We start from the raw sequence: 19,106 nt of genomic DNA, 5'->3' as shown, positions 1-19,106 counted from the left end.
ATGATATAATTTAATAAAGTGAATATGTTAAATAACATATATAAAAGTGACCTATTAACCAAGTGAATTATTAAAATTTAATAACAAGGGAGATTAAAAGTATGAGTGATTTTACTTTTGATGAAAAAGAGAATTATAGTTTAGATGATGTTAAAAATTTACTAAAAAAACATAGAAATGTAGTATATGCTGAAAGTAAAAAAGATATTGAACCTAAATTAACTAAATTAAATGAATATGAAACAAAAATAAAAGAATATGAAAATAAAATTAATAGTTTTGAAGAGCAACAATTATTTTCAAATATTAAAGATACTAAAAAAGTAAATTTAATTAAAAATTTAATGAGTACTGATAATTATAAATCTTTATCTAAACAAGAAGCATTTAATAAAATAAATGAAGATTATAAAGATTTTTTAATTGATAAATCAGAACCTATTAAACAAGAAAATAAACAACAAGATAATTCAATTAATCCTACTGATTTAATTTTACAATTACATAATAATTCATTAGACCATTTTAAAATTGCTCAAGATTTAAAAAATAAAGCAATAACACAAGGAATGACTAATCAAAAAGAATTAGAATATTTAGTTGAAATTACTAGAAATGAAGCTTTTCAATCTATTAGTAAATAGAAATAAGTTTTATTATGGGAGCTATAAAAATACCTGAAGCATGTTTTATTAAAGTTAATAACCCTACAGAAAATGCTATTTTAAGTGTACTTGAAGCACAAGTACGTGGTGAATTAACAAGTGAAAAATCAACGATGTTTATGCGTGGAACTTGTAGTGCTGCTCAAATTGGTGAAATGGCTGGTGTTGGTATTGCAATTTATAGAGCAACTGTTCGTGTATTATGAGGTTCAACATGAGATTGAAAAAATGGAACTAAAAGACAAAAAGGTGATGTTTATACAACTAAATTAGAAATTAATAAATATTTAACAATTGATTTTGAAATTCCAGAATTTGATATTAGACTTGGTGCAAAACTAAGGTAATTCAAAATTATATATTCCTGCTATTAAATTAAATCTTAATGCAAATCTTCGTATTTTATTGCGATATTTTAAACTTAAAATTTTAAAACGTTTTAGTTTAGCAAATACGTGTTCAATTTTAATTCTAATTTTACTTAAAGTTTTATTGTATTCTTTTTGAATTGGTATTAATTGATTGTATTTACTTTTTTTAAATGGCAAAAATGTATTTTTATGAATATTTTGTATACCTTGATAACCTGAATCAACAAAAACTTGTTTTTCTGGATGAATAAAAGTTTTAGATTTTAGAAGCAATTTAAAATCATGAATGCTTCCAAAACAAAAAGCAGTTGAAATAATTTTTCCATTGGAAATATCAATAATTATTTGGGATTTGAGAGAATGATGTTTCTTTTTACCTGAAAAAAGTAATTTTAGTTTTTTTTAATTCTTTCAATTGGAGTTTCAGTAGCATCAATAGCTAACAAATTATTATTAGTACCTTTATTTTTTGTTAAATCTTTTTTTCCAGGTAAATTAAAAATTACGCTTTTTATTAAAATATTTTCAATTCAAAAAATATTACGAATGCAACTAGTATGACTAATATTATATCTTTTTGCAATAACTCTATAACTACTATAGTCTTTTCAATATTCTAAAGTCATTAATAAACGCTCTTCAATTACAATTTTATTTTTTCTACCACCACAATATTTTTGTTTAGACTCAGCAATTTTTAAAATTTCAAGCATTTTATAAAATGTTTGTGGCTTTATGCCGACTAAACTATAAAATTCTTGATCATCTTTATATTTTTTCAACATAATAACTATCACCTTTAATATTAATAATAATCGTTAAATTGTTAAAATTAAAGGTTTTGCACCAAGTCTATTGAAAGATTTATGAAAGCACCAAAAGATATTGCAATACAAATTGTTTCAAATTGAACAGCTTCATTTATGAGAAATTTAGGTGAAAACTTAGAATTAATATTTTTAAATGGTATTCAAGATTATGCTATTGCTAAATCATTAGTATTACCTTTAGATTTAATTAATATGAATGCTGAACAAGCAAAAGAAGCTTATTATAAAATTTGAGCAAGAAATAATAAATTAATTAAATTAGTAAATTATATTACTGTAGGAACTAATAGAGAAGATTTAATGGGAGCAACCGGAATTGATAGTAATTTAGGTTTATCAAAAGCATTTACTGTTTTAAATTATAGTCAAATTTCAGCAGATACATTAGCATATGGTAGAAGATATACAAGTTTAATTGCTGGTATGGAATTTTGAGAAAGTTTTTATTTAGAACAAGAATTTATTCATGATACTGAAAAAGCAATGCACTTAGAAAAAGATTATAGTTTAAAAAATACACATGGTTTTGTAGTTAATAGATATATGTGAGGTATGCCTATTTCATTTACTAAAATAAGACAAAAATTAGATAATGATACAGATAATATTAAAATTATTGGTAAATGTTTATTTGCATTACCTAGTGCTATTAGACCTAATTTAATGTATTTAATTAGACCAACTATGCCTACAATTGCAGAAATTAAAGAAGCAAGAACAAAAGATTTTTTAACTAATCCAAAAAATGAAAATGCAACTTATCAATCAACTTTATATGATGATATTAATAAATTAAATTTAGAAGATGTTATTTATTATAGAAATTTAGGAAAAATTACTATGGCCGGAAATAATCCTACTAGTGATGAATTAGAAACTGCAATAATAAATGTTGGTAATCGTGGTTATGAAAAAGGTAAAGCAACATTTAGTAATATTACATCAACAACTGCTACTATGACTGGTAATAATACTGAATATTATGGAGTAGTAAATTTAGAATTTACTAAAAAATAATTACGGAATATATTTATAAATATTTTGATGAAAAAGCACATATTACTATTTATTCACCTAAACCACAAGATTTAACTACAAGTAATGATTTAAGAGCAATTTTATTAGATGAATATCCTAATTTAAGAAATGATTATTTTAGAGTGAGTGATGTACATGATAATTTTGCTATATGTGTTGGTAATAATATAAATTGTCAAGGAACAGTTAGAATTCAAATTAAAAAAACTAATCAATTATTAAAAGGAGCAAATGAAAATGCCAAATGTTGACAATACACAATTGAATAATTATACATTAGACTTGGTGCAAAACCTTTAATTTTAACAATTTAACGATTATTATTAATATTAAAGGTGATAGTTATTGTGTTGAAAAAATATAAAGATGATCAAGAATTTTATAGTTTAGTCGGCATAAAGCCACAAACATTTTATAAAATGCTTGAAATTTTAAAAATTGCTGAGTCTAAACAAAAATATTATGGGGGTAGAAAAAATAAAATTGTAATTGAAGAGCGTTTATTAATGACTTTAGAATATTGAAAAGACTATAGTAGTTATAGAGTTATTGCAAAAAGATATAATATTAGTCATACTAGTTGCATTCGTAATATTTTTTGAATTGAAAATATTTTAATAAAAAGCGGAATTTTTAATTTACCTGGAAAAAAAGATTTAACAAAAAATAAAGGTACTAATAATAATTTGTTAGCTATTGATGCTACTGAAACTCCAATTGAAAGAATTAAAAAAAACTAAAATTACTTTTTTCAGGTAAAAAGAAACATCATTCTCTCAAATCCCAAATAATTATTGATATTTCCAATGGAAAAATTATTTCAACTGCTTTTTGTTTTGGAAGCATTCATGATTTTAAATTGCTTCTAAAATCTAAAACTTTTATTCATCCAGAAAAACAAGTTTTTGTTGATTCAGGTTATCAAGGTATACAAAATATTCATAAAAATACATTTTTGCCATTTAAAAAAAGTAAATACAATCAATTAACACCAATTCAAAAAGAATACAATAAAACTTTAAGTAAAATTAGAATTAAAATTGAACACGTATTTGCTAAACTAAAACGTTTTAAAATTTTAAGTTTAAAATATCGCAATAAAATACGAAGATTTGCATTAAGATTTAATTTAATAGCAGGAATATATAATTTTGAATTACCTTAGTTTTGCACCAAGTCTATTATAGAACTAACACAATTTAATTTTTATATAAGTGTCCTTTTTAATTTTACAATTAAAGATTTTTAAAATTTTTATATTCTTTTTCTGTCATTTGTATATTTTGTATATTTTTAGGCATATCTTTTTATCTTCCTTTCAAATATTTTAATTTAATAAAAATCCTAATATAGAGAAATATCTATATTAGGATTGGACATCTATTAAATTATAATTAGAATTGTAATTTAATTTTTTTAATATGTCAATTAAAATTCTTTTTTTTGTCATTATTTAGTTATAATTTCCTTATTAGTTATCGAGTGAAAATTTCCCAAAAAGTGAAGTTAAATATACTTGGTGATAAATACGGAAAGAAGCATGACTATGAAAGAAAAATATAAGTATAAAATTATAAATGACATTACTATTAAAAAATTATCTAAACATCAAGCCAATAATAAACTTAACTTAACTATTAGAAGAATTAATCAGTTAATTCAAATTTTTAATAAAGAAGGTAAAAATGGTTTTATTCATAAATCTCGCAATAGAATTTCTAATAAAGCAACAAAGATTAAAATTAAAAATGAAATTATAAATTTGTATAAAACAAAATATTATAATTTTAATTTTCAACATTTTCATGAAAAATTAATTAATGAAGAAAAAATCAAAATTTCATATAGTACTCTTTATACTATATTAATCAAAGAAAAAATAATTTCACCAAAAAGACATAAGAATAAGAAAAATAACTTACATCCTACAAGAAATCGTAGAACAAATTTTGGTGAATTAATTCAAATGAATGCCAGTAATCATCATTGATTTGGTAACGATAAACCAAAAACATTTTTACATGCTGCAATTGATGATGCTACAGGAAGTATTGTTGGACTATGATTTGATAATCAAGAAACATTAGATGGTTATTATAATAGACTTGGTGCAAAACTAAGGTAATTCAAAATTATATATTCCCGCTATTAAATTAAATCTTAATGCAAATCTTCGTATTTTATTGCGATATTTTAAACTTAAAATTTTAAAACGTTTTAGTTTAGCAAATACGTGTTCAATTTTAATTCTAATTTTACTTAAAGTTTTATTAGACTGGGTGCAAAACCTTTAATTTTAACAATTTAACGATTATTATTAATATTAAAGGTGATAGTTATTATGTTGAAAAAATATAAAGATGATCAAGAATTTTATAGTTTAGTCGGCATAAAGCCACAAACATTTTATAAAATGCTTGAAATTTTAAAAATTGCTGAGTCTAAACAAAAATATTATGGTGGTAGAAAAAATAAAATTGTAATTGAAGAGCGTTTATTAATGACTTTAGAATATTGAAAAGACTATAGTAGTTATAGAGTTATTGCAAAAAGATCTAATATTAGTCATACTGGTTGCATTCGTAATATTTTTTGAATTGAAAATATTTTAATAAAAAGCGGAATTTTTAATTTACCTGGAAAAAAAGATTTAACAAAAAATAAAGGTACTAATAATAATTTGTTAGCTATTGATGCTACTGAAACTCCAATTGAAAGAATTAAAAAAAACTAAAATTACTTTTTTCAGGTAAAAAGAAACATCATTCTCTCAAATCCCAAATAATTATTGATATTTCCAATGGAAAAATTATTTCAACTGCTTTTTGTTTTGGAAGCATTCATGATTTTAAATTGCTTCTAAAATCTAAAACTTTTATTCATCCAGAAAAACAAGTTTTTGTTGATTCAGGTTATCAAGGTATACAAAATATTCATAAAAATACATGTTTGCCATTTAAAAAAAGTAAATACAATCAATTAACACCAATTCAAAAAGAATACAATAAAACTTTAAGTAAAATTAGAATTAAAATTGAACACGTATTTGCTAAACTAAAACTTTTTAAAATTTTAAGTTTAAAATATCGCAATAAAATACGAAGATTTGCATTAAGATTTAATTTAATAGCAGGAATATATAATTTTGAATTACCTTAGTTTTGCACCAAGTCTAATGTTTTTTATCAAATTTTAACTAATTATGGCATACCAAAAACATTTTATACTGATAATAGAACAGTTTTTGGATATACTTTAATTGTAAAATTAAAAAGGACACTTATATAAAAATTAAATTGTGTTAGGTCTATAATTAAGAAAAGAAAGGAATTAGCGCAATGTATAAGTATCTGAGTATTGAATCAATAATAGCAATAAAAGAATATAAAAATTATGGATTTTCGATTCGTAAAATAGCAAAAATTGTTGATTATAGTAAATCAACTGTACATAGAGTTTGTAGATTATTAAATAAAAACTTATTGCCATTAGAAATATTGAATCAATTTCAAAAAAATAAACAAAATGCAGGCAGAAAATTAATAATTTTAAATTTAACAGAAATTAATAGTATTAATCATTTGTTAATTACTAAAAAGTATGATCTTGATATAATTGCTAACTTTTTAAAGGAAAATAAAATAAAAAGTATTTCAACAAAAACTTTATATAACATGTTTAAAACAAATCGAATGGGTTTTGATGAAAATAACTTATTGAGAAAAGGCAAAAATAAATCTCACAAACAAAAAGAAACTAGGGGCAAAATTAATAATTGTAAGTCTATTCATGAAAGAAATTTAATCATTCCTAATATTAAAAATATACAAGAATTTGGTCATTTAGAAGGTGATACTATCATTGGAAAAGATCATAAAAGTTCTATTATTACTTTGGCTGATATATGATCAAAAACCACAATTCCTTTAGTAACTAAAAATTATAAATCAGAAAATATTACGAAAAGTATAATAAAATTTATTTCAAAGTTACAAAAAGGAACAGTTCAAACCATTACTTTTGATCGTGGTAAAGAATTTAGTAAATGAAGATTAATCAAAAAAATTTGTAATGTCAAAATTTATTTTTCAGATCCTGGTAAACCTTGCCAAAGGGGTTTAAATGAAAATAATAATGGTATTTTAAGAAGATATTTACCAAAATCTACAGATCTATCTTCATATAAACAAAAAGATTTAAATTTTATAGCATTTCAAATTAATTCTACAACCAGAAAATCGCTCTCTTATAAAAGACCAATAGATTTAATACAATTATTTTAAAAAACTGTCCCATTTATATTTACAACTCAGGTTTTTTTATTTTTAGTTTTAATTCCAATTTTATTTAATAACGTTAAAATTGAAGATCTATATAATCCTTGCTTTTGCAATAAAAGTGAAGTATAAATAATAGATTGTACTACCGTACCAATAATAATAGCTACTGCATATCATAAAATACCAATATAACTACCATTAATATTAGTAACACCACCAAATAAAGCAATAATAAAAGAACCTCAAGCCCCAACATGACCAAGTACACCAAAACCAAATGCTAAAGCACCCGCAACAGCACTACCAATAACATTAGCAACTATTGTTCTTCATGTATCTCTTACTGCAAATGGAATAGCAGATTCAGAAATTCCCATAAACCCTAATAATCAGGCATTTCACCCTAATGATTGTTCTTGTTTTGTAAATAATTTACGACTAAATACTGTTGATGTCAATGCACAACCCAATGGCGCAATCGGAATCGCTGCTGCTACTGGTCCCATTAATCGACCACCATCTTGTACCATTAATGATGTTGCAACAAGAACAGCTGTTTTATTAATTGGACCACCCATATCCAATCCAACCATTGCTCCTAATAATAATCCAACTAAAAACCCTATATTTGGATGTAACCCCATTCAACTTAAACCATAATCCAATGCACCCATTACATATCCAAATGGTGCTGCTAAAAAGAAAGCGGTTGGAATTGCAATAATTGCTGTACAAAAAACAGGAATAATAATAATTGGCATAATTGGTAATAATCATTTTGGTACTTTTCATGAATTTACAAATCGAACTAAATAACCAGCCATTAGTCCTCCATAAAGAGAACCAAATAATGTTCATGAAACATTAGCATTACCCTGAAAAGGTTGACTTGCATCAATTTTAGAACTAGCAGTAAGATTAAATACTCCTCATCCAAATCACATTCCCGTACCAGGTGATACTAATAAAAATGTAATAATCATTAATACATGCATTAGCGTTGTACCACCAATTAATCCAGAATTAACTCCTGGTGGATTTGTTTTTAATCAAGCAAGTTGTTCTTCTCATGAATTTTTAAATTCAAATCCATTACCAAAAGTACCTTTTGCGATACCACCAACAATAGCAAAAATTAAACCAGCAAAAACAACAAATGGTATCATATATGATACTCAACTGAATAAATGTTTTAAAATTGCTGGTTTACCTTTCGAAGCATTTAAAATGAAATCACCACTATTTCCATTAGGTTCACCGTATATTTTTGCTTTTGTTAAACTTTCTTTAATAGTTTGTTTAGCATCTTTAACTACTGGTTTTGTACCACAAGTATATGTTTTTTTACCAATAAAACGTTCTAAGTCAATTGCAACATCTGTTGCTAAAATAACGACATCCGCTTCTTTAATTTCTTGTTCTGTTAGTACATATTCTGGTCCTTTTTGACTTTGACATTCAATATGTACTTGATAGCCTATTTCTTTTCCTGCGGTTTCTAATAATTCTTTACACATGTAAGTATGAACTACTCCAGTTGTACAAGAAGAAACTCCAATAATTTTTTTTGTTTTCTTGTTTTTCATTGTTTTTATTTCTTTTTTAGTACTATTTTTAACTGTTTCATCATTAATAAGCGATATTATTTCTTGTGAATTTTTTGCATTTTTTAATTTTTTACGAAAATCTTCATTTAAAAGTTTAATTGCAAGTGTACTTAAAATATCTAAATGTAAATTTTCTGCTTGTGTTTCGGGAATTATTAAAGCAATAATAAAAGTTGTTAATTGTCCATCTATTGCTTTTCAGTCAACACCATTATTATTACATAATATTAGAATTGCAGGTTTTTTAATTGATTTAATTCTAGCGTGTGGAATTGCAATTCCACCTTCAAAACCTGTTGATGATTCTTGTTCACGAGCAAGAAATGCTTTTAGTAATTCATCACGATTAGTAATATAACCTAATGAAAATGCCAAATCAGTAATTTTAGTTAGTGCTTCTATTTGATTTTTAATATTAGATTCAAAAATAATATGTGAGTCGTTTAATAAATCATTAGTTATTTTCAATTTTACCTTCCTTTCCAATGATTATTTTATCTCCTTTTTTTAATAAAAACCAGAGATTTTTTCGGATAATTAAAATATATTTTTAACTATTTATTCAATTAAATTTAATATTTATAAAATTAGATATATTACATACTTCAAAGTTTTTGCTGTTTTTTAAACAAAATATAATAGACTTGGTGCAAAACTAAGGTAATTCAAAATTATATATTCCTGCTATTAAATTAAATCTTAATGCAAATCTTCGTATTTTATTGCGATATTTTAAAATTAAAATTTTAAAACCGTTTTAGTTTAGCAAATACGTGTTCAATTTTAATTCTAATTTTACTTAAAGTTTTATTGTATTCTTTTTGAATTGGTGTTAATTGATTGTATTTACTTTTTTTAAATAGCAAAAATGTATTTTTATGAATATTTTGTATACCTTGATAACCTGAATCAACAAAAACTTGTTTTTCTGGATGAATAAAAGTTTTAGATTTTAGAAGCAATTTAAAATCATGAATGCTTCCAAAACAAAAAGCAGTTGAAATAATTTTTCCATTGGAAATATCAATAATTATTTGGGATTTGAGAGAATGATGTTTCTTTTTACCTGAAAAAAGTAATTTTAGTTTTTTTTAATTCTTTCAATTGGAGTTTCAGTAGCATCAATAGCTAACAAATTATTATTAGTACCTTTATTTTTTGTTAAATCTTTTTTTCCAGGTAAATTAAAAATTCCGCTTTTTATTAAAATATTTTCAATTCAAAAAATATTACGAATGCAACTAGTATGACTAATATTATATCTTTTTGCAATAACTCTATAACTACTATAGTCTTTTCAATATTCTAAAGTCATTAATAAACGCTCTTCAATTACAATTTTATTTTTTCTACCACCATAATATTTTTGTTTAGACTCAGCAATTTTTAAAATTTCAAGCATTTTATAAAATGTTTGTGTCTTTATGCCGACTAAACTATAAAATTCTTGATCATCTTTATATTTTTTCAACATAATAACTATCACCTTTAATATTAATAATAATCGTTAAATTGTTAAAATTAAAGGTTTTGCACCAAGTCTAATAAATAAAAATTATCAACATTAATCCCATATTTCCTTATAAATTAATATAAATAACTTATTTATAAAATAATGTAAAATTAATTTAGATAAAATTTAAGTATTTAAAGAAAGGGAAAATTAGAGAAATGTTTAAAACAAGAAAAGAAAATTTAAATCAGAAAAATAACAAACTTAAATCAATAACTGATTATCAATGATTAGCTTTAGATATCGGAACAGAAAACTTTAAAGCTAGACATATTAATATAGGTCTTAGATATGATGCTCCAACCTATTTAGCTGAAGACTATGAAAAAAATAGAATTCTTTACGGTGAAGAGGCTAAGGCTTTAACTGACAAAACAAATGAAAACGTTATTATTAAACGTCCAGTTCGTGATGGTAATATTGCTGATCCAGATACTTTACAACGTATTCTTACTAAAATTTTTCAAGATTTCAGACTTGAAATTAAAAATTTAAAAGAAATTAATAACAATTCTATAAAAAAACATGAAAAATTAGATAAAAATCGTAATTTGATTGTGTTGATGGCCACACCAAGTGAAATTAATTCAGTACAAAAAGAAGCTTTAGAAAATATTGTATATCGTTTAGGAGCACTCCGTGGATTTGTACAAGAAGAAGTAAAAATGGCAGCGTTAGGCTCAGGGCAAGATATTTTTGGAAGTGCAATTATGTGCGTTGATATTGGTGGTGGCAGTACTGATGTTGCTATTATTAGTAATAATTCAATATTATATTCATATACAACACATTGTGCTGGTGACTATTTAATACAAAAAGTTCAAGAATATATTATAAAAAAACATGCCTTAAAAGTTGGAATAAAAGAAGCTGAAGATGTTATTAAAAATATTGGCTCACTTATGAAATATCAAGATGAAAAACCATACACAATTTCGGGTTTTTCATTACCTAGATTAAATTCTCAACCAGGAGAAACAATGTCAATTTCTAAAACTATTGAAATTACACCAGAAGAAATTCGTGAAAATGTTATGCAAGCTCAATTCAAAGAACATATTATTCCAGCCATTCGTAGAGTACTAAGAACTGCTGGTGACAAGGCTGCCGGAAGTATTAGTGATTTAAAGAAAAAAGGTAAGGGAATCACAATTTGTGGTGGTGGAGCTTATATTAAAAAAGTTGATAAATTTATTGAAGAAGAATTAGCTAAAGAATATTATATTGAAGTTAAAACTGAAAAAGGTACAAAACCAATGCGTCAAAAATATGAAGGAGATCTTTTTGAAGTGCGTACTGCTCTAAATCCTTTAGATAATGTTATTGATGGTTGTGTAAAATATCGTGATACAATTTACAAACAATTAATAATTGAACAAAATCCTAATCGTGAAATTCTAATAAAGGACGAAGATTTAGGATAAAAAAACTATAAAAATCTTAAATTAGTATTTTAAATTATTAAAAATTTTTTTTAAACTTTGGTAATTTTTTTGAGTTATGAAGTCCTGAATCAAAAGAAAAACTTTCGTATTTCATAACATTAGATACATTTCATTTTGATAAATCTTGATTAAATTTTAAAGCATGAGCAAACATTAAATTCATATTCGTAACATTTGAAGTATCTCAAGATGAAATATCTCCATTAAATAAAAAAAGCGTATAAAAACATTCAACTCATATCTATTACGTTTGATGTATTTCACTTTGATAAATCTTGATTAAATGCATTTGCAGTGGAAAACATTCAACTCATATCTATTACGTTTGATGTATTTCACTTTGATAAATCTTGATTAAATACTCATGCATTACTAAACATATTGTTCATATTTGTTACATTAGATACATCTCATTTTGATAAATCTTGATTAAATGATGTTGTATGAATAAACATATAACTCAAAGAAGTTATTTCTGGTGGTAATTGTTCTGGGACTTCTTTAATTGTTATTGGCATATTAACAACTTGAATTTCTCCTTGATCATTTTTATAAAATCCAATTTGAGTAATTTTGGTATTTTTTATATATGATAGATTATGCTTATTAGTTATTACTTTTTTGCCATTTTCATCAATGTAAATTGTATCTTGTTGAGTTTTATTATTTAAAACATCATTTTTTTGGGAACTTGTGTTTAAGACAGTTACAGTTAAACTTCCTGCAGCTGATGCAAATGTTAAAACACTTAATGCTGTCAATATTTTTTCATTTTTTCATCCTTCTATTTTATTATTTTGACTTTATTTAAGAAGCCAATTTTACTTTACTACTTTTTGAAGATAAATTCACAAAAATTATATTTTTTAAAGTTAAAACTTTTTTGCTGCTTCTTTAATATACTGTTCAAATTTATCCATCGTTTTTTCTGGCCCTAATGCTGGCAAACCTCCACCTTTTGCTAATATTTTAGAACCAATAAGTAAATTAGCATCATTTTGATGAAGTTCTTGAACCTTAGTACCACAAATAAGAATTGGTTCTACTACTTTAGCACCTACAAATTCTCATGTCCTTTTTAAATAAGTTGCATGATTACCTCATAAATATCAGCCATATGGTGCTCCTTGTGTCGCCAAAATTTGAACTTTTAAATGTGGTAATAATCCTCTAGCTTCACCTTGTTTGGTATATTTATAATCAAAAGTTTTACCAGCAACTAAGATGTGATCTAAATAATTTTTTGTCATGCTAGTAACATTAAAATTTGTCATTGGTGTTGTATATATAACTTTATTAACATTTTTTAGTTGATTAATATAATAATCAGAATCTTTTTCATTAAAATATGAAGTAAAGTTTTTTTGCGTAATAGTAATACTTGCCATTTGTATTTGATTTAAATCTAATTCAATTATTGAATCTTCTGGATGAAATTCACGATAATATTTAACAAAACGAGATACTAAACTTTCAGAATAAGATAGTTCTTTTTTAATTATAGAAGAACGAATTACTAATATTTTATTTGCCATTATTTTTGCCTCCGAAATATCTAAAATAACTTTGTAATTTGATTTTATCAGTTTTTATTTATTATTTTTTAAAAAATAATAAATAAAAATATAGTTTTATAAAAAAATGAAATATTTATTATAATTTTATCAATTTCTATAAAGTGTTATCATTAAAGTGTGTAAAACTTTTAAAAAAAGTTTATAGAAAAATTTTAAATTAAATAGATATTAATTCTAAAAAATAAATATAAGTAGTTATTATAGAAATTTTAGTATTTGTACACAAATGATAATTATTAAGAAATTTGAGATTAGACTATCAAAAATATAGAAAGAGGCAAAAATATGAATAAAAGAAGACAAAAATTACTTGAATTGATGAATAGAAATTTAAAAATTAGTACTTTAATTAATTACAAATTTAAAATTTCTTTTAATTTTCACAAAAAATCTTGATATTACTTTTAATTTAAAATTAAAAGTAATATCAAGATTTTTTGTGACTAATAATGAATTAATTGATGTTTTAAAAAACAAAAAAGATGAAGAATTTATAAAAATGGCTTTTATCCCTTTATGTACTATTTTTAAATTTTATCACATAAATGGAGATAAAAGCCTACCTAGGAAATTATCCCCGCATGTACTAGTGTGGAGGAAAAAATGAATTGAAATGAATTCAATAGCATATTTCAAACTGAAAACGATTGTTTGAAATATATAGCGAAGTTTAAAACAATGAAATGCATCAGGTGTGCTTCTTCTAGTTTGAATGCTTCTGATTTGAGAAGAATACGATGTTTGAACTGTAACCAAACATTTAGTATTCTTTATGGAACCATTTTTTATAAGTCACAGACCCAAATGACATCTTGGTTTTATCTCATCTTTAGATGAATAAACACAGAGCATGGCATACCAGCAACCGATGTTGCAAGGGAATTGGGTGTGACCTATAAAACAGCTTGAAGAATGTGTCATGAAATCAGGACTAGAATTGGAAATCAAGATGCAGGTTTCATTGTTGATGGCACAGCACAGATGGATGAAATGTATCTTTCACATTTAGGTTTTAAAAAACAAGGAAGATCCTTGTTGAATAAAACTTTGATTGTTGGAGTTTATGAGAAAACCAGCAACAAACTAATTGTGAAGGTGCTGAAAAATGCAGATGAAAAAAACCTTTTAAGATTTGCATTGAAACACATTTTTACTGAGTGCTGTCTATTTACGGATTCTTGGAAGGGATATGTAAGTTTCAAAAACTTCTATCCCAAACATGAAATCGTAAATCATGAAGTTGGGTATGTGTCACCAACAGGTGTAAACACAAACCAGATTGAATCAGCATGAAAGCACATCCGACGAACTTTCCGAACACACATAAGAGTTTCAAAGCACAATATTCATTTATATGCAAAAGAATCAGCATATAAATTCAATAACATACCTAGTTTTGAAACTGTAATTTTGTGTTTGATTTAAATACATGCGGGGATAATTTCCTAGGTAGGCTTTTATCTCCATTTATGTGATAAAATTTAAAAATAGTACATAAAGGGATAAAAGCCATTTTTATAAATTCTTCATCTTTTTTGTTTTTTAAAACATCAATTAATTCATTATTAGTCACAAAAAATCACCCCTGATATAAAAATATTACTTTTAATTTTAAATTAAAAGTAATATCAAGATTTTTTGTGAAAATTAAAAAAATCAACTGTACATAGAGTTTGTAGATTATTAAATAAAAACTTATTGCCATTAGAAATATTGAATCAATTTCAAAAAAATAAACAAAATGCAGGCAGAAAATTAATAATTTTAACTTTAACAGAAATTAATAGTATTAATCATTTGTTAATTACTAAAAAGTATGCTCTTGATATAATTGCTAACTTTTTAAAGGAAAATAAAATAAAAAGTATTTCAACAAAAACTTTATATAACATGTTTAAAACAAATCGAATGGGTTTTGATGAAAATAACTTATTGAGAAAAGGCAAAAATAAATCTCACAAACAAAAAGAAACTAGGGGCAAAATTAATAATTGTAAGTCTATTCATGAAAGAAATTTAATCATTCCTAATATTAAAAATATACAAGAATTTGGTCATTTAGAAGGTGATACTATCATTGGCAAAGATCATAAAAGTTCTATTATTACTTTGGCTGATATATGATCAAAAAACACAATTCCTTTAGTAACTAAAAATCATAAATCAGAAAATATTACGAAAAGTATAATAAAATTTATTTCAAAGTTACAAAAAGGAACAGTTAAAACCATTACTTTTGATCGTGGTAAAGAATTTAGTAAATGAAGATTAATCGAAAAAATTTGTAATGTCAAAATTTATTTTGCAGATCCTAGTAAACCTTGCCAAAGGGGTTTAAATGAAAATAATAATGGTATTTTAAGAAGATATTTACCAAAATCTACAGATCTATCTTCATATAAACAAAAAGATTTAAATTTTATAGCATTTCAAATTAATTCTACACCCAGAAAATCGTTTTAATTTTCACAAAAAATCTTGATATTACTTTTAATTTTAAATTAAAAGTAATATTTTTATATCAGGGGTGATTTTTTGTGACTAATAATGAATTAATTGATGTTTTAAAAAACAAAAAAGATGAAGAATTTATAAAAATTATTAGACATTTTAAAAATAGAATTAAACAAATTGAGAAAAAAGAAAAATTAGATGCAATTGATAAAAAATTTAAAGAAAAAGGAATTCAATGTCCAAATTGTAAATCTTATTGATGTGTAAAAAATGGTTTTAAGAATAATAAGCAAAAATATTTATGCAAAGATTGTAAAAGTAGCTTTGATGCTTTAAGAAATCATTTTTTACATTGAAGTCATTTATCTCATGAACAATGAGATTGAATAATTTGATTGTCATTGTTAGGTCAATCTGCTTATACTATTTCTCAATTTGCTAAAATTTCAAAAACATCAGCATGATTTAATCGACAAAAATTTATGAAATCATCACAATTAGCAAAAACACAAAAACCATTCACAAAATTAAAAGGTAGAATTGAAATTGATGAAACTTTTATCAAAGAAATTCATAAAGGAAATTTCAAAAATCCAGATGATCCAAGAAAAAAATGAATTGAAGAAAATGCTAAAGATTTAAACTGTTGTATTGAAATGGCAATTGATGAAAATAAAAATATTTATGCTCAAACAACAAATACTAAAAGATTAACAAAAAAATGAGTACAAGAAAATTTAACATCTAAGCTTATCGAAGAAAAATCAATTATAGTTTGTGATATGCAAATACTATATGATACAGTAGCTAAACAAACAAAATGTACTCTCAAGAAATTTAAATCAAAAGAAAATAAAGAATTAAATTATAAAAATTTAAGTAATATCAGTAAAATACAATCAAGTTTAAAAGAATTTATTACTCATTATCATGGCATTGGATTTACCAATATTCAAAATTACCTCAATTTATGAAAATTTAAATACCAACATTATAAAATATCACCTTATGCAAAATCTGAAGCATTATATTTCGGTTTGTAAAAAAAATAAATCCCAAAATTAAATAAAATCAAATTTTAGGCCGGGTTGATGATTTTTTTTATTTCATCAAGAGTTTTTTTGAAAATTAAAAGAAAATCGCTCTCTTATAAAAGACCAATAGATTTAATACAATTATTTTAAAAAACTGTCCCATTTATATTTACAACTCAGGATTTTAATGATATACAAACATATTTATTAACCGAACAAATACAACAAAATAATTTTTTAAATAATAATGAAAAAAGTAAATATAGAAATAAAACTCATGAAAATGAAAAAAAATCACAAATCATAAGATTTAAATAATTATTATATGTCAAAAAATCATTTTAAATAAATTATTTTTTTAATTATTTTACTAAATTTAAAAATATTGCGTATAATTTATATAATGTCAAAATTTAAGAATAACGGAGAATGAAAAATGTCTGAACAAGAAAAAGTTTCTGCTGAACAAAAAATTATTAATATTGCAGTGATAGCACACGTCGATGTTGGAAAGTCAACATTAGTTGATGCTTTATTAAAGCAATCAAATATTTTTCATCAAAACCAAGTTATTGTTGAACAAATAATGGATAGTAATGATCAAGAACGTCAACGAGGAATTACTATTTATTCTAAAAATTGTTCAATCATGCATGGTAATACAAAAATTAATATTATTGATACACCTGGTCATGCTGACTTTGCCTCTGAAGTTGAAAGAATTATGAAAACAGTAGACTGTGTTATTTTACTAGTTGATAGTGTTGAAGGACCAATGCCACAAACTCGTTTTGTATTGCAAAAAGCACTAGAACATAACTTAAATCCAATTTTAATGATTAACAAAATTGATAAAAAGGACCAAAGAATTGAAGAAGTAAAAGATGAAGTATTAGAACTTTTTATGGAATTAAATGCTAATGATGAACAGTTAGACTTTCCAACACTTTATGGAATTACTAAACAAGGTATTGCCCAATATGAATTGAATCAACCAAGTGAAAATTTAGAACCATTATTTGAAACAATTATTAAACATGCTAAAATTTCTAAATTAGTAAAATATAATGAGCCTTTACAAATGCAAATTAGTTCATTAGATTATGATAGTTTTATTGGCAGAATTGGAATTGGTAGATTATTTCAAGGTACTATTTCTGAAGGACAAGAAATAATTGTTGTTGATGATTATGATTTAAAAAGAAAAGCTAAAGTAAAATATTTATTTGTTTATCAAGGATTAAAACGAGTAGCTGTTAAAAACGCTGTTGCTGGTGATATTGTTTGCATAGCGGGTATTGAAAATATAACAATTGGTAATACTATTTGCGATAAAGATAATGTTGTGCCAATGGAACCAATTACAATACAGGCTCCAACAATGTCAATGAATTTCCTTGTTAATAATTCACCATTTTCTGGAACTGAAGGTAAACTAGTAACTAGTAATAAAATTAAAGAACGTTTAACAAGAGAATTAGAAACTAATGTTGGTTTAAAAATAGAACAATTATCTGGAAGTAATGCTGATGGTTTTAAAGTTTTTGGTCGTGGTGAATTACATTTATCTGTTTTAATTGAAAATATGCGTCGCGAAGGCTTTGAATTAGGTATTTCTAAACCGGAAGTAGTATTTAAAAAAGATGAAAAAGGACACACCACTGAACCAGTCGAAGAAATTATTTTAAATCATCCTACTGAATATAGTAGTACTGTTATTAATAATTTAAATCTAAGAAAAGGTATTATGACTAATATGGATTCTGATAATGTTCGTGATAAAATTATTTTTCATATTCCAACAAGAGGATTAATTGGATTTGGTCGTCAATATGTTAATATTACTCGCGGAACTGGTGTTATGGTTCGTAGTTTCCTTACATATGAACCATTAAAAGGCGAAATTAATAATAATAGAAATGGCGTTCTAGTAAGTATGATTACAGGCACAACATTACCTTATGCTTTAAATTCTTTAGAAGAACGTGGTACTTTATTTGTTAAACCGCAAACTAAAGTGTATGAAGGAATGATTATTGGTTTAAGTAATCGTGATAAAGATTTAGATGTTAATCCTTGCAAAGCAAAACAATTAACAAATACTAGAAGTTCAGGTAATGATGAAGCTGTTAGATTAACACCACCAACTATTTTTAGTTTAGAAGAATCTTTAGAATTTATTGCTAGCGATGAATTAGTTGAAGTAACACCACAAAATATTCGTATGCGTAAAAAATTCTTGACTGAAAATGAACGTAAACAAAATAGAAATCGTAAGTAATACTTACGATT

At 24.4% G+C, this 19,106-nt stretch carries 22 protein-coding genes and 3 pseudogenes; 15 read left to right on the top strand and 10 right to left on the bottom strand.

The window, feature by feature from the left end:
• Window positions 1–101 precede the first annotated feature (101 nt).
• Window positions 102–644 carry a hypothetical protein gene (locus tag AAHM78_RS15205; protein ID WP_342253765.1) on the top strand — a complete coding sequence of 181 codons (543 nt, stop codon included), beginning with the start codon at window positions 102–104 and terminating at the stop codon, window positions 642–644.
• A gap of 14 nt (window positions 645–658) precedes the next feature.
• The gene (locus AAHM78_RS15200; RefSeq protein ID WP_342253764.1) at window positions 659–1,012 is read left to right on the top strand and encodes a hypothetical protein; all 354 of its coding nucleotides are present in this window, start codon (window positions 659–661) and stop codon (window positions 1,010–1,012) included.
• Here AAHM78_RS15200 and AAHM78_RS15195 read toward each other — a convergent pair.
• A complete protein-coding gene (locus tag AAHM78_RS15195; RefSeq protein WP_342255213.1) occupies window positions 1,004–1,369 on the bottom strand; it encodes a transposase family protein in 366 nt (121 codons plus the stop codon). The two genes, AAHM78_RS15200 and AAHM78_RS15195, sit on opposite strands and share 9 nt — an antisense overlap.
• Before the next feature lie 59 nt (window positions 1,370–1,428).
• Window positions 1,429–1,821: a transposase family protein gene (locus tag AAHM78_RS15190; protein ID WP_342253763.1), complete on the bottom strand. Its 393-nt coding sequence runs from the start codon at window positions 1,819–1,821 to the stop codon at window positions 1,429–1,431.
• 81 nt (window positions 1,822–1,902) lie between these two features.
• On the opposite strand from AAHM78_RS15190, the gene AAHM78_RS15185 reads away from it, so the two are divergent.
• From AAHM78_RS15185 to AAHM78_RS15170, 4 genes and pseudogenes are all read left to right on the top strand, one after another.
• The gene (locus AAHM78_RS15185) at window positions 1,903–2,883 is read left to right on the top strand and encodes a hypothetical protein (protein ID WP_342253762.1); all 981 of its coding nucleotides are present in this window, start codon (window positions 1,903–1,905) and stop codon (window positions 2,881–2,883) included.
• A 368-nt stretch (window positions 2,884–3,251) separates the two neighbouring features.
• Entirely contained in the window at window positions 3,252–3,644 is a 393-nt protein-coding gene (locus AAHM78_RS15180) for a transposase family protein (protein ID WP_342252835.1), read from the top strand.
• Between the two features lie 50 nt (window positions 3,645–3,694).
• The gene (locus AAHM78_RS15175; protein WP_342254611.1) at window positions 3,695–4,069 is read left to right on the top strand and encodes a transposase family protein; all 375 of its coding nucleotides are present in this window, start codon (window positions 3,695–3,697) and stop codon (window positions 4,067–4,069) included.
• 375 nt (window positions 4,070–4,444) lie between these two features.
• Window positions 4,445–5,005 (top strand): annotated as a pseudogene (locus AAHM78_RS15170) (ISNCY family transposase); the annotation flags it as partial.
• Between the two features lie 15 nt (window positions 5,006–5,020).
• Here AAHM78_RS15170 and AAHM78_RS15165 read toward each other — a convergent pair.
• A pseudogene (locus AAHM78_RS15165) lies at window positions 5,021–5,170 on the bottom strand (transposase); the annotation flags it as partial.
• Between the two features lie 75 nt (window positions 5,171–5,245).
• Here AAHM78_RS15165 and AAHM78_RS15160 point away from each other — a divergent pair.
• The 3 genes from AAHM78_RS15160 to AAHM78_RS15150 all read left to right on the top strand — a co-directional run bounded on the left by AAHM78_RS15160 (window position 5,246) and on the right by AAHM78_RS15150 (window position 7,187).
• Window positions 5,246–5,638, top strand: coding sequence for a transposase family protein (locus tag AAHM78_RS15160; protein ID WP_342253760.1), 393 nt, complete (start codon window positions 5,246–5,248; stop codon window positions 5,636–5,638).
• 50 nt (window positions 5,639–5,688) lie between these two features.
• The gene (locus AAHM78_RS15155; RefSeq protein ID WP_342255212.1) at window positions 5,689–6,063 is read left to right on the top strand and encodes a transposase family protein; all 375 of its coding nucleotides are present in this window, start codon (window positions 5,689–5,691) and stop codon (window positions 6,061–6,063) included.
• Window positions 6,064–6,242: 179 nt separating this feature from the next.
• Complete coding sequence (locus AAHM78_RS15150) at window positions 6,243–7,187, top strand: IS30 family transposase (protein ID WP_342253759.1); 945 nt, start codon at window positions 6,243–6,245, stop codon at window positions 7,185–7,187.
• Here AAHM78_RS15150 and AAHM78_RS15145 read toward each other — a convergent pair.
• The 3 genes from AAHM78_RS15145 to AAHM78_RS15135 form a co-directional block, all read right to left on the bottom strand.
• Window positions 7,184–9,259 (bottom strand): fructose-specific PTS transporter subunit EIIC, encoded by a 2,076-nt coding sequence (locus AAHM78_RS15145; protein ID WP_342253758.1) that lies wholly within the window; start codon window positions 9,257–9,259, stop codon window positions 7,184–7,186. The genes AAHM78_RS15150 and AAHM78_RS15145 overlap by 4 nt on opposite strands.
• Before the next feature lie 278 nt (window positions 9,260–9,537).
• Window positions 9,538–9,813 carry a transposase family protein gene (locus AAHM78_RS15140; RefSeq protein ID WP_342255211.1) on the bottom strand — a complete coding sequence of 92 codons (276 nt, stop codon included), beginning with the start codon at window positions 9,811–9,813 and terminating at the stop codon, window positions 9,538–9,540.
• 59 nt (window positions 9,814–9,872) lie between these two features.
• Window positions 9,873–10,265 carry a transposase family protein gene (locus AAHM78_RS15135; RefSeq protein WP_342253603.1) on the bottom strand — a complete coding sequence of 131 codons (393 nt, stop codon included), beginning with the start codon at window positions 10,263–10,265 and terminating at the stop codon, window positions 9,873–9,875.
• Window positions 10,266–10,462: 197 nt separating this feature from the next.
• Here AAHM78_RS15135 and AAHM78_RS15130 point away from each other — a divergent pair, with 197 nt between their 5' ends.
• Entirely contained in the window at window positions 10,463–11,728 is a 1,266-nt protein-coding gene (locus AAHM78_RS15130) for a rod shape-determining protein (protein ID WP_342253757.1), read from the top strand.
• A 37-nt stretch (window positions 11,729–11,765) separates the two neighbouring features.
• Here AAHM78_RS15130 and AAHM78_RS17280 read toward each other — a convergent pair whose 3' ends face one another.
• The 3 genes from AAHM78_RS17280 to AAHM78_RS15120 all read right to left on the bottom strand — a co-directional run bounded on the left by AAHM78_RS17280 (window position 11,766) and on the right by AAHM78_RS15120 (window position 13,284).
• Complete coding sequence (locus tag AAHM78_RS17280) at window positions 11,766–11,903, bottom strand: BspA family leucine-rich repeat surface protein (RefSeq protein ID WP_425289816.1); 138 nt, start codon at window positions 11,901–11,903, stop codon at window positions 11,766–11,768.
• A 49-nt stretch (window positions 11,904–11,952) separates the two neighbouring features.
• Window positions 11,953–12,510: a BspA family leucine-rich repeat surface protein gene (locus tag AAHM78_RS15125; protein WP_342253756.1), complete on the bottom strand. Its 558-nt coding sequence runs from the start codon at window positions 12,508–12,510 to the stop codon at window positions 11,953–11,955.
• A gap of 111 nt (window positions 12,511–12,621) precedes the next feature.
• Window positions 12,622–13,284 carry an FMN-dependent NADH-azoreductase gene (locus AAHM78_RS15120; protein WP_342253755.1) on the bottom strand — a complete coding sequence of 221 codons (663 nt, stop codon included), beginning with the start codon at window positions 13,282–13,284 and terminating at the stop codon, window positions 12,622–12,624.
• A gap of 481 nt (window positions 13,285–13,765) precedes the next feature.
• On the opposite strand from AAHM78_RS15120, the gene AAHM78_RS15115 reads away from it, so the two are divergent.
• The gene (locus AAHM78_RS15115) at window positions 13,766–13,990 is read left to right on the top strand and encodes a hypothetical protein (protein ID WP_342253754.1); all 225 of its coding nucleotides are present in this window, start codon (window positions 13,766–13,768) and stop codon (window positions 13,988–13,990) included.
• Window positions 13,991–14,034: 44 nt separating this feature from the next.
• Complete coding sequence (locus tag AAHM78_RS15110) at window positions 14,035–14,751, top strand: IS1595 family transposase (RefSeq protein WP_342253753.1); 717 nt, start codon at window positions 14,035–14,037, stop codon at window positions 14,749–14,751.
• On the opposite strand, the gene AAHM78_RS15105 is transcribed toward AAHM78_RS15110, so the two are convergent.
• On the bottom strand, window positions 14,717–14,899 hold the full coding sequence (locus AAHM78_RS15105) for a hypothetical protein (protein WP_342253752.1): 183 nt from the start codon (window positions 14,897–14,899) through the stop codon (window positions 14,717–14,719). The two genes, AAHM78_RS15110 and AAHM78_RS15105, sit on opposite strands and share 35 nt — an antisense overlap.
• An 80-nt stretch (window positions 14,900–14,979) precedes the next feature.
• Here AAHM78_RS15105 and AAHM78_RS15100 point away from each other — a divergent pair.
• The 3 genes and pseudogenes from AAHM78_RS15100 to typA form a co-directional block, all read left to right on the top strand.
• Window positions 14,980–15,789, top strand: a pseudogene (locus tag AAHM78_RS15100) (IS30 family transposase); the annotation flags it as partial.
• 74 nt (window positions 15,790–15,863) lie between these two features.
• Window positions 15,864–16,823, top strand: coding sequence for an IS1595 family transposase (locus AAHM78_RS15095; RefSeq protein ID WP_342253750.1), 960 nt, complete (start codon window positions 15,864–15,866; stop codon window positions 16,821–16,823).
• 427 nt (window positions 16,824–17,250) lie between these two features.
• Window positions 17,251–19,095, top strand: coding sequence for a translational GTPase TypA (gene typA / locus AAHM78_RS15090; protein ID WP_342253749.1), 1,845 nt, complete (start codon window positions 17,251–17,253; stop codon window positions 19,093–19,095).
• The last annotated feature ends 11 nt before the right edge of the window (window positions 19,096–19,106 follow it).

Origin of the sequence: Spiroplasma endosymbiont of Zeiraphera isertana (assembly GCF_964030805.1) — a bacterium.
GTDB lineage: Bacteria > Bacillota_I > Bacilli_A > Mycoplasmatales > VBWQ01 > Spiroplasma_E.
This window is presented reverse-complemented; position numbering and strand designations above follow the sequence as displayed.